The following is a 14,153-nucleotide window of genomic DNA, read 5'->3' on the forward strand; positions in this document are numbered from 1 at the left end:
GCGGCTCACGGTATCGCGGGCGTCATCCGGCTCTGATCTCCCGCTCCAGCTGTGTCGCGAGCGTGAGATAGCGGGCTCTGCGGGGCACCGGGACCAGCCCGCGGATCATGATGTGCCACATCTCGGCCACTCTGCGGGGCTGGCGCACGACGGGTTCGAGGGAACGGCCGACGACGCGGGTGCCGACGAAGAAGCAGACGAGGGAGTGGGCCGCCGCCTCGATGTCGACGTCCGGGTGGATGTCGGCCTCCTTGGCGGCGCCGAGGAGTTTGCGGGTGGTGATGTCCAGGAGCTCGACGTAGGGGTGCCGCAACGGCGGTCGTATCACCACTCCCCCGGTGGCCAGACGAAGGCCGGCCCTGGGTATCGGGCCCTCGACGGAGAGGCGGGTGATGCCGAACGTCGTGCGGATCAGGGCCTCCATCGAGCTGTGGCCCCGGGCGTCCATCTCCCTCGCCACCTGCCGCGACGCCCTGGACTGGAGCTCCATGATGGCCTGGGCGAGGTCCTCCTTCGCGGCGAAGTGGAAGTAGAGGGCGCCTTTGGTGACTTGGGCGTGCTCGACGATGTCGCTGAGGCTGGTCGACTCATAGCCCTGACGGTCGAACAGTTCGGCGGCGGCTGTGAGGATCGTGGTGCGGGTCTGTTCGGCGCGTAACTGCCTCGCCATCGGCTGTACTCCTGGGCCTGAAAAGAACGGGTCATGCCGTTTGTTTTTGACTCCGCGTACACGATAGCTCACCGCCGCGCGATTCCGACCGCGCACTCGAAGACCGTCGAATCCCCCTGCTGCCCGAGGACTTGGACATCGGTGCCGTGCTCGCCCTGCTTGTCGAACGCCTCGATCCAAGTGGGCCTGTCGAGTTCGGCGTACTGGTGGAAGGCGCCGTAGAAGGAGACGGGCACTCGGCCGTCGTCGGACGTGCGGGCTCGGACGGCCTGGCGGACCGCCTCCAGCAGCAGCATGCCCGGGACATGGTCGAGCGGATGGTCGAAGAAAACAGCATGTGCGGTATCGACTCGGAGCTGCCAGCGGTCGGGGTGATCGGTCGGGGCGAGCACGACGTCCGGCGGCAGCGCGCGGTCCACCTCGGCCGGCGCGAGTCCGGGCGGCACCGGCAGTGCGGACACGGTGTCCGCGGTACGGCCGCCGCGCAGCCGGCGGTAGACGGCCGCGCTCGTCCAGGTGGCCGATATGTGCGCGGTCGCGACGCTCTCCCCGTCGAGCCGGATATCCGCGTCGTAGCTGAATCCGGCCGGGCGGCCCCCGCGGAGGTCGAGGTCGCGGACGGTGACATGAAGGACGGGTTCGGCGGGTGCGAGGCCGACGGCGAGCCGCTCGGGGCGGGTGGTGAGCCGTAGTTCCCTGAGCACGAACTGGTGGCCCAGCGGCACGTCGTAGGCGGTGTGCGCGAGGAGGGCGCCGGCCTGACGGACCGTCTCCGCGACGAGCAGGGGCTCGTAGGCCGACCGGTCCGGAGACACGTGTAACTGGTGAGCGCGCGGCCATTGGGCGAGGATCGTGAACCGGTCGCCGGCGGTACGGCTCCCCCCTATGAGCAGCGTCTCGGCCACCGAGGCGCGATGGACGAGCTGGCGGGGTACGGTGGCGGTCAGGCCGTCCGGCCCCGTCGGAGCCTGGGCGAGCAAGGTCGTGGCGAGTGGCCGCGGATGAGGCATGTCCCCCTCCTTGGGTCCCCCGTGTGTACGTTGACAGACGGCGAGGTTCCCGTGCCGCGAGCGTTAGAGTACGAGGCGACCGGTTTGTTTTCAATGCGGCCTCGGGTCGCCCGGCGTGCCCGAACCCGCTCCGGCGCACGCCGGGCGCAGGGGTCGACTCGGCGCAGCGGAGGGGCGGTTATGGCGAGGCAGGAGCGCGCCATCAGAACGCGAAGGGTGATTCTGGAGGCCGCCGGCGCGGTCTTCGACGAGCACGGGTACACCGCGACCACCATTGCGATGGTCCTGGAGCGGGCCGAAGTGACCAAAGGCGCCCTGTACTTCCACTTCCCGTCCAAGGAGTCCCTCGCCCAGGCCGTGCTGGACGAGCAGCTGTCGCTCGGGGCGGTGCCGCCCCAGCCGTGCAAGCTTCAGGAACTCGTCGACATCACCTTTGTGTTCGGGCAGCGGCTGCTCGGCAACTCGCTGCTCAAGGGCAGTGTGCGACTGGCGGTGGACCAGAGCGCGCCGCCCGGCGTCGACCATGCCGGACCGTTCCGGCAGTGGGCCGACCATCTGGCGGGGCTGTTCGAACAGGCCCGTGAGCAGGGCGAGTTGCTGCCCACCGTGCGGATCAGGGAGACGGTGGAGCTCCTGGTCGGCGCGTTCGCCGGCGTTCAGCTGATGTCCCGGGCGTTGACCGGGCGGGAGGATCTGGCGGAGCGGATCTCGGTGCTGTGGGGACACTTCCTGCCGAGCATCGCGGTACCGGCCCTGCTCACCGCCATCGACCGGGAGCCCGATCGTGGGGCCCGCATCCTGGCAGCCCTCGACGCGGACGACGTCCAGCAGGTCGCCGTGGATCTGTCGGCACGCTGAGTGAACGGCACCGACCGGAGGGGCGGTTTCCACGGGCGGCGGCCCTTTATCCTTCTGCGAGCTCTGCGCCCCCCGGTGTCGCGAAATGACGGGCCGGCCGATGCCCCATCCGCACCGGCCGGCCCGCCCGTCTTGGTGCGCGCCCGGTCAGGGCGCGCGTTCGGCTGTCCTCAGAAGGTCAGCTTCCAGCTGTTGATCCGGCCCGTGTCCTGGGCGGCGGTGTCCTGGACACGCAGCTTCCAGGTGCCGTTGGCGCTCTCGCCGGAGGCGTTCACCGAGTAGGTGGTGTTGACGTTGTCCGCGGAGTCCGAGGAGCTGGCGGCCTTCAGCCGGTAGCTCGTCCCGTCCGGGGCGATGAGGTCGACGACCAGGTCACCGCGGTAGGTGTGGGTGATGTCCACGCCGACCTTCAGGGCCGAGGGGGCGTTGCCGCTGCGGCCGGTGACGGTGATCGGGGACTCGACCGCGGCGCCGTTGTCCGGGATGGAGACGCCGGAGGTGCTGGTGAAGGTGGTGCCCCCCGTGGAGCCGCCGTTGCCGCTCACCGCCTGCACCGTCTTGGCCGCGTCCGCCAGGCCCGCGCCGCAGCCACCTGAGCAGGTGCCGGGCAGCGTACGGGAGTTGGTCTTGATCGCCGACTCGATCTGCGCCGGGGTCAGGGACGCGTTGGCCGACTTCATCAGCGCGGCGAGGCCCGCGATGTGCGGGGCGGCCATGCTGGTGCCCTGGTAGAAGTCGTAGTTCTCGGTGGACGGGCCCTGCCGGCCGGAGTTCAGCGTGGACAGGATGCCGTTCGAGGCGGCGGAGTCGGTCTCTCCGCCGGGCGCGGCGATGTCGACGACCGAGCCGTAGTTGGAGTAGTAGGAGCGGTTCCCCTGGCGGTCGGCAGCCGCCACGCTGATGACGTTGTTGCAGCCGGCCGGCGAGTAGTTCGCGGCGTTGGCGTTGCTGTTGCCCGCGGCGACGACGACCGTGGTGCCGCGGTTCACGGCGGCGTTGATCGCGCTCTGGGTCGCGGTGGTGCAGCTGCCGCCCCCGCCGAGGCTCATGTTGATGACCTTGGCGACGTTGCCGTTGGCCGGGACGCCGGAGACCGTGCCGCCGGACGCCCAGGTGATGGCGTCGATGATGTCGGAGTCGTAGCCTCCGCACTTGCCGAGGACACGCAGCGGGGAGACCTTGGCGTCGTAGGCGATGCCCGCGATGCCCTTGCTGTTGCCCGTGACGGCGGCGATGGTGCCGGCGACGTGGGTGCCGTGCCAGGAGGAGGGGGAGGCCGGGGCTCCGGACTGGCACTCGTTCGCGGCCGTCCAGTCGCCCGGGTCGGCCGGGTTGCTGTCGCGGCCGTTGCCGTCGTTGCCGACGGTGGCGTCGGAGATGAAGTCGTAGCCCGCCACGACGTTGGCGGCGAGGTCGGAGTGGCTGACGTACCCGGTGTCGATGACGGCGACGGTCACTCCGCTGCCGGTGGCGGTGTCCCACGCACCCGGCACCCGCATGCCCGCGGTGGCCTCGGTCAGGTCCCACTGCTTGCCGTACTCGGTGTCGTTCGGCGTGGCCAGCGGCTTGTTCAGCCGGTCCGGTACGACGTAGGCGACCTGCGGGTCGGCCTCGTACTCGGCGACGACGTCGGCGACGTCCGCCTTGGTGAGCTTCTCGCCGAGGTCGACGAGGGCGGCGCCGGAGCCGAGGCGGCGGCGGAAGTCGAGGTCCTCGCCCGCCTCCTTGCCCTTGGCGGCGGCATCGGCCTCGGCGGCCTTGTTCGACCTGGCCTCGGTGGCGCCGGACTTGTAGCCGACGATCAGGCGCTCGGCGGGGGTGCCGGGAGCGGCCTCGGTCTGTGCCGTGGGGACGGCGGCGGGTTCCTGGGCGGCGGGTTCCTGGGCCGCGGCGACGGTGGTGGCGGCCGTGAGGAGCGCCGCGGAGGCCGCGGCGACGGATATCAGCTTCCGTCTGGAGGATCTGGGGGATCTGGAGGATGCGGAGGTACGCAAGGGGGGTGCCTTTCGTGGCCGGCCGTACTCCGGTGCAGCGCGGAGCGGCGGTCGAGTCGCTTCGTCCTCGAAGCGGAGGGGGGTACCCGGAAAAGGGCGGGGTGGGGGCCGTGCGTAGTGCGGGGGGTGCGATGGCCGGCCTGGCGCGAAACCGACCCGTTCGGGGTTACCTGTGGGTCGGCAGTGGTCGAACGATAGGCAAAGAGAAGGTCACCGGGATACAGGGGAAACCCTCGATCAGGCTGGAAACACACCCTCTACGTCGGCGAGTTGACCGGCAATGAGCGCCTTTGTCCGACTCGGTGCGCAGTGAACGCGCCGGGCCTGTTTCCCGTACTGCACGAGGACCCTTCCCATGCCGGCCGAGGAGACGTTCCGGATGCCCCGGATGCCCTGGATGAGATCGCATCGCACCGCCGTGGCAGCCGCCGCCGTCGCGCCACTGCTGCTCACGGTGTGCACGGCGGGCCCGGCCCACGCGCACGGAGCGCCGACGGATCCGGTCAGCCGGGTGTACGCCTGCTCGCCGGACGGCGGCAGCGCCGCCCGGTCCGCGGCCTGCCGGGCGGCGGTCGGGTCGAACGGCGCGCCCTTCACGGCGTGGGACAACTTGAGGATCGCGAACGTGAACGGCCGCGACCGCCAGGTCGTCCCCGACGGGAAGCTGTGCAGCGGCGGACTTCCCGCCTACCGGGGCCTGGACCTGACCCGCGCCGACTGGCCGTCGACCCGGCTGGCTCCGAGCTCCACCGTGACGATGCGGTACGTCTCGACGATCCCGCACACGGGCACCTTCCGGATGTACCTCACCGAGCCCGGCTACGACCCCACCAAGCCCCTGGCCTGGGCCGACCTGCCGGACCGGCCGTTCGCCGAGGTCAAGGACCCGGCGCTGAGGGACGGGGCGTACCGGTTCACGGCGAAGCTCCCGGCCGACCGTACGGGCCGCCATGTGCTGTACACGATCTGGCAGAACAGCAGCACGCCGGACACTTACTACTCCTGCTCGGACGTGGTGTTCCCGGCGAAGGGGAACAGTGGCGGCGGGAGCGGCCAGGAGAGCGGTGGCGGGCGTACGGCCTCGGGCGCCGCGGACGCCGGGCCGGGCGACGAGGGACGTGCGGCCGACGGCCCGGCGACGGACAAGAGGGGGACGGACAAGAAGGGTACGGACAAGCGGCGGACGACCGCCACGCCCACGCCCTCTGCCCCGGCGAGCGCCGAGACCCCGCGCGCGCGGAGCGCCGACGCCTCCGACAGCACCCCGGTGGCGGCCACCGACGGGTCCGGTACGGGGGCCTCGGCGCCCCTGGTCGCGGGCGGCGCCGCCGGGGTACTGGTGCTCATCGGGGGCGTCGCCCTCGCCTTGCGGTTGCGGCGCAGGTGAACGGCAGTGAACTGCTTTCGGACATACGCCAGTTGACGGGCGCGACGACCGTACCGGCGACCTGAACGGGTGCCGGTGCGCGGCTTCACCGGTCTGGACCTCCTCGGCGCATCACGAAGTGGCAGCAACACCTCACGCCCAGTGTTCGTCCACTTGACTACCCGTGGTCACACACGATTGGCTCCGCCCCAGCGGGAGTTCACCAGGTCGGGCGCACTCGCGTGCGGTTACGGCCGTGCTCTCGCACGTTCCTCCGGCTCGGCCGCACAGCGAGGTGCCGCACCCTCATGAAGACCCCACCCCCCTCCTCCCCCTTCGCTCATGTCGCGGCCCTCACGGCCGTCGCATGTCTGCTGCTCAGCGGCTGCTCCGCCCTCGACGGGACCGACGAGGCCGACGAGGCGTCGGGGGCGGGCGGTGCGGGCGGCCCGCGGCTGAAGATCGCCCTCATCACACACGGCGGCGAGGGCGATGCCTTCTGGGAGCTGGTGCAGAAGGGCGCCCGGGCCGCGGCCGGCAAGAACCGCATCGACCTGACCTACGCAAATGACTCCGACCCGGCCGGCCAGGCCGAGCTGATGCGGGACGCGATCGAGCAGCGCGTCGACGGCATCGCCGTGACCCTGGCCAAGCCCTCGGCGATGACCGGGCCGGTCGCCGAGGCGCGTTCGGCGGGCATACCCGTGGTCGGCCTCAACTCCGGTGTGGACGACTGGCAGTCGGCGGGGCTGCTGGGCTACTTCGGCCAGGACGAGAGCGTCGCGGGCCGGGCCGTCGGCGACAAACTGGACGACCTGAAGGCCGACCATGCCCTGTGCGTCATCCACGAGCGCGGCAACGTCGCCCTGGAGGCGCGCTGCGCGGGCGTGAAGAAGGCGTTCCGCGGCGAGACCGAGAACCTCTACGTGGACGGCACCGACATGGACGCGGTGACCGCCTCGGTCGCGACGCGCCTGTCACAGGATCCGAGCATCGACGAAGTCGTCACGAACGGGGCGCAGTTCGCGCTCGCCGCGGTGGAGTCGGCCCAGGAGGCCGGCAGCAGGGCGCAGGTCGCCACCTTCGATCTCAACAAGAACCTGGTCGAGGCGGTCCAGGCCGGGGACGTGCAGTTCGCTGTGGATCAACAGCCCTATCTCCAGGGCTATCTCGCGGTGGACTCGCTCTGGCTGTACAAGTCCAACGGAAACACGCTCGGCGGAGGCGAGGCTCCCGTCCTGACCGGCCCGGCGTTCGTCACCAAGGCCAACGTGGCCGCGGTGGCGAAATTCGCCGCCGGCGGCACCCGCTGACCGGACCCTGACCGGACGCCTCGCCCCACGGTGTCACCAAAGATTCGGTCATGGAGGACACATGCGCTCACTTGTGCGGATAGCATCCTGCGCACCCCCGTGACGTACCGGACAGGCCGCCACCCCTCGCGCTCGTCCTCTGCCGCTTCCTTCCCGTTCCCTCCCGTTCCCTCCCCTCCCCGCCCACTTCCACCCCGGCTTTCGCTTTCGCTTTCGCTTCCGCTGATCGCCCTAGGAAGACAATGTCTCCACGGACAGGTCCCCGGCGCCGCCTCGGCTCCATACGTCTCTCGCTGATCCTGCTCGCGCTGGTGCCCGGCATCACGCTCACCGCCGTCTGGAGCGTGACGACGGTCCAGATGTTCTCGGAGGGGCTGCGGCTGCGCGCCCAGACCGGGCTGAGCAAGTCGACCGGGGCCATGGGCACCGAGGCCACGCTCGCGCTCCAGCGGGAGCGCAGCTTCTCGGCCGTATGGCTCGCCTCTCGCGAGGAAGCGGCCCGCGACACGCTGGACGCGCAGCGCCGCACGACCGACAAGGCGGTCGCCGAACTGCTCGGCCAGTCGGACGAGATCCGGCGGGCGCCGTCCCGGATCAAGGACCGGCTGTACTCCGTCGTGGCGTCGGTGAGCAGCCTGGAGTACTACCGGGGTCAGGTGGACAACCCCACCGACATCACGGCCGTGCAGGCGCTGGACCACTACACGTCGATCATCGACGACCAGATCCACGCCTTCCAGGAGCTCTCGCAGGTCGACGACGGCGACCTCACCTCGCAGGCCGGTCCGCTCGTCTCGCTGGAGCACGCGGCGGAGCTGATGTCCCAGGAGGACGCGCTGCTGACGCTGGCCGGGCCGGCGGGCAGGATGGACGAGACGGCCTGGACCGAGTTCGCCAAGGCGGTGAGCACCCGTCGCTGGCTCGTGGACGACCAGATCCTGCCCTCGCTCGACGGGAGCGCCAAAGCGGAGACCGAGCGGATCCTGCGCGGCCCGCACTGGCGGACCCTGGAGTCCATCGAGGACCGGGTGCTCGCGGCGCGGGCGGCGGCGGGAGACTCCAAGAGCATCCCCGTCCCGGACGTGCACAAGCAGTGGCGGGCCGCGCTGACCGAGGTCTCCGACCAGTACGCGGTCCTGATCCGGCAGCAGACCGCGCTGTTGCTTCAGCGCAGCGCCGACGACGCGCGCGGGCTGCTGGTCAAGGCCGCGGCCCTGAGCGCGGGCGGGCTTCTCGCCCTGCTGCTGTGCGTCGGGATGTCCTGGCGGATCACCCGCTCGCTGTCGCGCCGGCTGCGCGGCCTTCGGGAGGCCACGCTGGGCCTGGCCCAGGAGCGGCTCCCGGACGTCGTGACCCGGCTGGAGCGGGGCGAGAAGGTCGACGTGGAGCTGGCGACCCCGCCGCTGGACTACGGCCACGACGAACTCGGCCAGGTCGCCGCGGCGTTCAACACCGCCCAGCGCACCGCCGTGCACACCGCCGTCGAACTCGCCGACACCCGGCGCGGCTTCCAGAAGGTCATCCTGGGCATCGCCCGGCAGAGCCAGAACCTGGTCAACCTCCAGCTCACCAAGCTCGACGCGCTGGAGCGCACGCACCAGGACCCGGAGGTCCTCAAGGGGCTGTACGAACTCGACTCCACCGCGAGCCAGTTGCGCCGCTACGAGGAGAACCTCGTCATCATCAGCGGGGAGCGGCCCGGCCGCAGCTGGAGCGAACCGGTCGCGCTGATCGACATCCTGCGCAGCGCGGTCGGTGAGGTCGCCGAGTACCAGCGAGTGGAGGTGCACACCGACGAGGAGGTGCATCTCGCGCCGCCCGCCGTGGCGGACGTGATCCATCTGCTGGCCGAGCTCATCGAGAACGCCACCCTGTACTCCCCCGCTCCGGCGCCGGTCGGGGTACGTGCCGCGATGGTGGCCAAGGGGCTGGCGGTGGAGGTCGAGGACCGGGGGCTCGGGCTGTCCGAGGACGACTACGCCTCGTTCAACGCGCAGTTGGCCGAGCCGCCGCAGTTCGACGTGGTGGCCCTCGCCGACGACCTGCGGCTCGGCATGTTCGTGATCGCCCGGCTCGCCCGGCGGCACGGCATCGCGGTCACCTTGCGTCCCTCCCCGTACGGCGGCACCACGGCGATCGTGCTGATCCCGCACGACATCGTGGTGCGGGACGTTCCCGCCCCGGGCGGCGACGAGGTGGAGCACTCCGGCGCCACCGAACCGGGCGAGCCCGAGCCCGTACGGGAGCCCCGACCGCACGGTCCGGCCCCTACGGCGTCCGAGCCGACCGCCACGCCCGGTCCGACGGCCACGCCCGGACCGCCCGCCACGCCCGAGCCGACCGCCACGCCCGGACCACCGGCCGCATCCGCATCGACTCCCGCGTCCGAGTCGACGCCCGTCTCCGCATCGACTCCCGCGTCCGGGTCGCCCTCCATCCCCGCATCGGCTCAGGCCCCCCAGTCGACTTCCCCGTCCGAGCCGCCCGCCGCGTCCGCCGCGCCCGCTCCCACGCCCGTGGTCCGGCACGGCGGGCTCACCCCCTTGCCGCGCCGCGTGCCGCAGACCAGTCTGGCCGCCGAACTGCGCGAGGAGGCACCGCCCGCCGAAGAGGACGAGTGCACCGACGACTTCACCGCCGAACGCGCCGCCTCCTCCCTCGCCGGCTTCCAGCGGGGCACGCTCAAGGCCCGCGACGAGAGCGACGACGACGGCCCCGAGGCGGCGTCCGCGGCCGGCCCCGTCTCCGCCTCCGTCCCCGCATCGACCTCCTCCACCACGTCCGCGATCCCGCCCGCCGACCGTTCATGAAGGACATCGCCATGACACGCCCCACCCCCGCCACGGACACCCAGCTCGACCAGTTGCTCACCGGACTCGTGGAGCGGGTCGCCGACGTCAACCACGCCGTGGTGCTCTCCGAGGACGGGCTCGTGGTCAGCAAGTCCACCGGGTTCCTGCGCGACGACGCCGAGCGGCTGGCGGCTACGGCGTCCGGGCTGATGAGCCTCAGCAAGGGCGTCAGCCTGGACTTCAGAGGCGGCCCGGTGCGCCAGGCGCTGATCGAGATGGCCAACAGCTATCTGATCCTCACCTCCGCAGGACCCGGCGCCCATCTCGTCGTCCTCACCAACCAGGGCGCGGACGTCGGGGTGGTGGCGTACCAGATGAACATGCTGGTGAAGAAGATCGGCGAGCATCTGTCGGCGGCGCCGCGGGCCCATGTCGGCCCGGGCGCGTGAGGTGAGCGGAGACGATACGGCGGGCCGGCTGGTACGTCCCTTCACGCTGACCGGCGGCCGGACCCGGCCCAGCCGCACCGACTTCACCCTGATCACCACGGTGACGGCGGTCGATCCGCCGCCCGCGCGGGCGCCGCGTCCGCAGCCCGAGCAGACGCGGATCCTGCGGCGCTGCGCCCGGCCGATCGCCGTCGCCGAGCTCGCGGCCCATCTCGATCTGCCGGTGAGCGTGGTCGCGATCATGCTCTGCGATCTGCTGGAGGCGGGCCTGATCACCGTGCACCCACCGCACCCCGTCACCCCCCGCCCCCCGGACCTGGACCTGCTGGAGAAAGTGAGGGACGGCCTTGGCCGGCTCTGACACCACCGCTACGGCCTCCGCACCGCCCGACACGGTCAAGATCCTCATCGCCGGCGGCTTCGGAGTCGGCAAGACCACCCTGGTCGGGTCGGTCAGTGAGATCGCCCCGCTGCGCACCGAGGAGTCACTGACCGCCGCGGGCCTGGGCATCGACGACCTCGACGGCATCGAGGAGAAGCGGGCCACGACGGTGGCCCTGGACTTCGGCCGGATCACCATCAGCCGGGAACTGGTGCTGTATCTGTTCGGCACGCCGGGGCAGCAGCGGTTCTGGTTCATGTGGAACGACCTGGCGATCGGCGCGCTGGGGGCCGTCGTCCTGGTGGACGTCAGGCGCCCGGAGTCCAGCTTCGCGGCGATCGACTTCTTCGAACGCCGGGGCATCCCCTTCGTCGTCGGCGTCAACGGCTTCTACGGCGCTCACCCCTACCCCGCCGAGGACATCCGGGACGCGCTCGCGCTCCCCGCGCATGTGCGGGTGCTGCTGTGCGACGCACGGGAGCGCGAGTCGTGCCGGGACGTGCTGATCGCCCTGATCGACCAGCTGATCGCGGAGGCCCGTGAGGTGGGCTGAGCGCGCGAGTCGGCCTCCCCTCTCGCCTTCCTACGCGTCGGGGCCGGTCAGCGGCCGGTTCGCGGGGGCGACGACGCGGGCGGTGAGATCGGGGTCGGGCATGCCGGGGTCGAAGGGAAACATCGGGCGCCGGATGCGGTGGTGGCCGAGCCGCGCCAGGTCCTGGTCGACGCCGCCCGGGGTGAGCGCCATCTTCCAGCCGGCGGCCATGGCGAAGAGCTCGGGCTCCAGATAGCCGATCTTGACGATCACGAGATCGGCCGTCCGCGGGTCCAACTCCAGCTCGGTGAAGTCGCGTTCGAGGTGATACGGCTTGCGGCGCCGGGTCAGGATGACCTGCACGCCGCCCACCCGCAGCACGGCTTCCGTCTCGGCGTCCCTGTCGCCATGGCGTACGCAGTGCACCACGCCGGTCATCGTCAGCGGCCCGGAATGCCGGTCGTCGACCTCCGCACCCGCCGTGACGGTGACCGTGGCACCGACGCCGGCCCGCACCGCCGTGTCGACCGCGGACGGGCCGGGCAGGGAGGCGTACAGGACGACCGGTCCGGACGGGTCCTTGAACTCCGGGCGGGCCAGGACGTGTCGGAGTCCCCAGGTGACGTCTCCGGCGCCGCCCGCCGTCGGGTTGTCACCGGTGTCGCTGATGAAGTAGGGGCGGGCACGGGCGGCGAGGGCCTCGTCCAGGCAGTCGTCGAGGGTGCCGGTGGGGGCGACGAAGGCGAAGTCGTGCCGTGCCTCCCAGAAGCCGCGCGCGAGCCGCTCGGCGCCCGCGGTGACGGCGGCCTCGTCGGGGCCGGTGACGACGACCGCGGCACGGTTGCGCGGCTCGTCCGCCCAGGCGTAGCCGACCCAGATCGCGGCGTCGGTCACGCCGTCGGCCGCCGCCACCTCCTCGACGGCGGCGTAGACGCTCCTGGCCGGTTCGATCCGGGTGGAGGTCTGCTCCCCGGCCAGCAGGACCGGCACCGGGATCCATGCCTTCACCGGGCGGGGGGCGCCGCTGGTGAGGAGGTCGACGAGGTTGCGGGCGGCCCGCTCCTTGGTCTGCAGGGCGTCCTCGTGCGGGGCCGTGCGGTAACAGGTGATCAGGTCGCTGTGATGGACGAGCGGGCGCGAGACGTTGCCGTGCAGGTCCATGGAGGTCGACACGATGACGTCCGGGCCGATCGCCTCGCGGACGCGGGCGAGCAGGTCGGCCTCCGCGTCGTCGAGTCCCTCGACGGTCATCGCCCCGTGGATGTCGAACCAGAGCCCGTCGAGCGGCCCCGACTGCCGGAGCCGGTCGATGAGTTCGCCGGACAGTTCGGCGTAGGCGGCGGCCGTGACCGTGCCGCCGGGCAGCGCCTTGCCCACCAGGGCGCCGCGCCACTTCGCGGCGTCCCGCAGGGGCTGCCCGGGGGCCAGGAAGGGATAGAGGGCGAGGACGTCCTGTCCGCGCCGCGGATGGAAGGCGGGGGCCTCGGTGCGGGCCGGGGAGAAGGTCGACGACTCGATGCCCAGGCCGGCGATCGCGATGACGGGGCGGGGCTGGGGCATGGCTGGCTCCTCCAGGGCTTAGGGGCGGGTGCGTCAGGGCTTACGGGCGGGTGCCGGTGACCGAGTGCAGCGCGCGGGCGAAGGCCAGCTGAAGGGCGAACTGGCCGGCTCCGACCAGGCCGGCGTCGGCGCCGAGGCCGGCCCGCTCGATCACCAGGTGCTCGGTGACCAGCGGATGGCAGCCCTCGTACAACTGGCTGCGCACGGCGGCGACGAAGGGCTCCAGGGTGGAGAGGATGCCGCCCAGGTACACGGCGTCGGGGTTGAAGAAGTTGACGTTGGCGGCGAGCACCATGCCCAGATAGCGGCCCGCCTGCCGGACGGCGCGGGTGGCCTCGGGGTCCGCGTCGGAGGCGAGGCGCACGACGTCCTCGGTGGAGGCCACCGCCAGACCTCGCTCGCGCAGGATGCGGACCAGTGCCGCGCCCGAGGCGACCGTCTCCAGGCAGCCGGTGTTGCCGCAGGAGCAGGGGGTGTCGTGGGCGGCCTCGACGCGGACGTGGGTGATCTCGCCGGCCGCACCCGAACCGCCCCGGTAGAGGCGGCCGTCGGCGATGACGCCGGCGCCGATGCCGGTGCCCGCCTTGACCATGATGGCCTGGCGCTGCCCGGCGGGCCGGACGCTGTGCTCGCCGACGGCCATGCAATTGGCGTCGTTGTCGATGGCCACCGGCACCCCGAACCGCTCCTGGAGCCAGTCCCGTACCGGGAACCGGTTCCAGCCGGGCATGCGGGCGGGCAGGGTCACCAGGCCGGGCTCGACGTCGACCGGCCCCGGCAGGCAGAGGCCGACGCCCCTCAGCAGCTCCTGTCCGTGCCGGTCGGCGAGTCCTTGGAGGGTCTCGACCAGACCGGGCAGGGACGCCTCGGGGCCGTCGGCCGTGACGAACGGGACCGTGGCGACGTCGGTGAGCCCGCCACCGGCACGGACGACGCCGATGTGGGCGTGTCTGCCGCCGAGTTCGGCCGCCACGACGTAGCCGTCACCGCCGCCGAGCCGGAGCACCTTGCGCGGCCGACCGCCGGTGGACGAGATGGTCCCCTCCTCGGCGACCAGGCCGTAGTCCAGCAGTCTGCCCACCGCGAACGACACCGTCGACGGGGCGGCGCCGAGCAGTTCGGAGAGCTCCGTGCGGGTGGACGCCTGCCCTGAGGCCAGGAGTTCGAGGATGTTCCGGATCAACGAAGCACTTTTTTCAGGCATGGCTGAAGTTACTTCCGATATCG

General features: G+C 71.7%; 12 protein-coding genes. 7 read left to right on the forward strand and 5 right to left on the reverse strand.

Going from position 1 to position 14,153, the window contains the following annotated elements; translation table 11 throughout:
• Positions 1-22: 22 nt before the first annotated feature.
• Both ACHBTE_RS02795 and ACHBTE_RS02800 read right to left on the reverse strand, forming a co-directional pair.
• Positions 23-670, reverse strand: coding sequence for a ScbR family autoregulator-binding transcription factor (locus tag ACHBTE_RS02795; RefSeq protein WP_394721682.1), 648 nt, complete (start codon positions 668-670; stop codon positions 23-25).
• Between the two features lie 68 nt (positions 671-738).
• The gene (locus ACHBTE_RS02800; protein WP_394721683.1) at positions 739-1,680 is read right to left on the reverse strand and encodes a ScbA/BarX family gamma-butyrolactone biosynthesis protein; all 942 of its coding nucleotides are present in this window, start codon (positions 1,678-1,680) and stop codon (positions 739-741) included.
• A 180-nt stretch (positions 1,681-1,860) separates the two neighbouring features.
• Between ACHBTE_RS02800 and ACHBTE_RS02805 the strand changes: the two genes are divergently transcribed.
• A complete protein-coding gene (locus ACHBTE_RS02805) occupies positions 1,861-2,538 on the forward strand; it encodes a ScbR family autoregulator-binding transcription factor (RefSeq protein ID WP_394721684.1) in 678 nt (225 codons plus the stop codon).
• 170 nt (positions 2,539-2,708) lie between these two features.
• Here the strand turns inward: ACHBTE_RS02805 and ACHBTE_RS02810 are convergent, their stop codons facing one another.
• Positions 2,709-4,532: a S8 family peptidase gene (locus ACHBTE_RS02810; RefSeq protein WP_394721685.1), complete on the reverse strand. Its 1,824-nt coding sequence runs from the start codon at positions 4,530-4,532 to the stop codon at positions 2,709-2,711.
• Positions 4,533-4,920: 388 nt separating this feature from the next.
• On the opposite strand from ACHBTE_RS02810, the gene ACHBTE_RS02815 reads away from it, so the two are divergent.
• From ACHBTE_RS02815 to ACHBTE_RS02840, 6 genes are all read left to right on the forward strand, one after another.
• Positions 4,921-5,919 (forward strand): lytic polysaccharide monooxygenase, encoded by a 999-nt coding sequence (locus ACHBTE_RS02815; protein WP_394721982.1) that lies wholly within the window; start codon positions 4,921-4,923, stop codon positions 5,917-5,919.
• Positions 5,920-6,206: 287 nt separating this feature from the next.
• Complete coding sequence (locus ACHBTE_RS02820) at positions 6,207-7,211, forward strand: substrate-binding domain-containing protein (RefSeq protein ID WP_394721686.1); 1,005 nt, start codon at positions 6,207-6,209, stop codon at positions 7,209-7,211.
• A gap of 242 nt (positions 7,212-7,453) precedes the next feature.
• Complete coding sequence (locus ACHBTE_RS02825) at positions 7,454-10,021, forward strand: nitrate- and nitrite sensing domain-containing protein (protein WP_394721687.1); 2,568 nt, start codon at positions 7,454-7,456, stop codon at positions 10,019-10,021.
• 11 nt (positions 10,022-10,032) lie between these two features.
• Positions 10,033-10,452 (forward strand): roadblock/LC7 domain-containing protein, encoded by a 420-nt coding sequence (locus tag ACHBTE_RS02830; protein WP_048586515.1) that lies wholly within the window; start codon positions 10,033-10,035, stop codon positions 10,450-10,452.
• Complete coding sequence (locus ACHBTE_RS02835) at positions 10,433-10,813, forward strand: DUF742 domain-containing protein (RefSeq protein ID WP_394721688.1); 381 nt, start codon at positions 10,433-10,435, stop codon at positions 10,811-10,813. Before ACHBTE_RS02830 ends, ACHBTE_RS02835 begins: the two co-directional genes overlap by 20 nt.
• The gene (locus ACHBTE_RS02840; RefSeq protein ID WP_394721689.1) at positions 10,800-11,387 is read left to right on the forward strand and encodes an ATP/GTP-binding protein; all 588 of its coding nucleotides are present in this window, start codon (positions 10,800-10,802) and stop codon (positions 11,385-11,387) included. The genes ACHBTE_RS02835 and ACHBTE_RS02840 overlap by 14 nt, the downstream gene beginning before the upstream one ends.
• Positions 11,388-11,417: 30 nt before the next feature.
• Here ACHBTE_RS02840 and ACHBTE_RS02845 read toward each other — a convergent pair whose 3' ends face one another.
• The gene (locus ACHBTE_RS02845; protein ID WP_394721690.1) at positions 11,418-12,926 is read right to left on the reverse strand and encodes a M81 family metallopeptidase; all 1,509 of its coding nucleotides are present in this window, start codon (positions 12,924-12,926) and stop codon (positions 11,418-11,420) included.
• Positions 12,927-12,966: 40 nt separating this feature from the next.
• Positions 12,967-14,130 carry an ROK family protein gene (locus tag ACHBTE_RS02850; RefSeq protein WP_394721691.1) on the reverse strand — a complete coding sequence of 388 codons (1,164 nt, stop codon included), beginning with the start codon at positions 14,128-14,130 and terminating at the stop codon, positions 12,967-12,969.
• Between the last annotated feature and the right edge of the window lie 23 nt (positions 14,131-14,153).

The sequence above is a fragment of the Streptomyces sp. M41 genome (genome assembly GCF_043673425.1).
Classification (GTDB): domain Bacteria; phylum Actinomycetota; class Actinomycetes; order Streptomycetales; family Streptomycetaceae; genus Streptomyces.

What these genes read in the sequence shown, in the direction of transcription:
- ACHBTE_RS02845 (WP_394721690.1), bottom strand. Translation starts at nt 12,926, where the DNA reads ATGCCCCAGCCCCGCCCCGTCATCGCGATCGCCGGCCTGGGCATCGAG.
- ACHBTE_RS02805 (WP_394721684.1), top strand. Translation starts at nt 1,861, where the DNA reads ATGGCGAGGCAGGAGCGCGCCATCAGAACGCGAAGGGTGATTCTGGAG.
- ACHBTE_RS02820 (WP_394721686.1), top strand. Translation starts at nt 6,207, where the DNA reads ATGAAGACCCCACCCCCCTCCTCCCCCTTCGCTCATGTCGCGGCCCTC.
- ACHBTE_RS02825 (WP_394721687.1), top strand. Translation starts at nt 7,454, where the DNA reads ATGTCTCCACGGACAGGTCCCCGGCGCCGCCTCGGCTCCATACGTCTC.
- ACHBTE_RS02830 (WP_048586515.1), top strand. Translation starts at nt 10,033, where the DNA reads ATGACACGCCCCACCCCCGCCACGGACACCCAGCTCGACCAGTTGCTC.
- ACHBTE_RS02850 (WP_394721691.1), bottom strand. Translation starts at nt 14,130, where the DNA reads ATGCCTGAAAAAAGTGCTTCGTTGATCCGGAACATCCTCGAACTCCTG.
- ACHBTE_RS02800 (WP_394721683.1), bottom strand. Translation starts at nt 1,680, where the DNA reads ATGCCTCATCCGCGGCCACTCGCCACGACCTTGCTCGCCCAGGCTCCG.
- ACHBTE_RS02835 (WP_394721688.1), top strand. Translation starts at nt 10,433, where the DNA reads ATGTCGGCCCGGGCGCGTGAGGTGAGCGGAGACGATACGGCGGGCCGG.
- ACHBTE_RS02815 (WP_394721982.1), top strand. Translation starts at nt 4,921, where the DNA reads ATGCCCTGGATGAGATCGCATCGCACCGCCGTGGCAGCCGCCGCCGTC.
- ACHBTE_RS02795 (WP_394721682.1), bottom strand. Translation starts at nt 670, where the DNA reads ATGGCGAGGCAGTTACGCGCCGAACAGACCCGCACCACGATCCTCACA.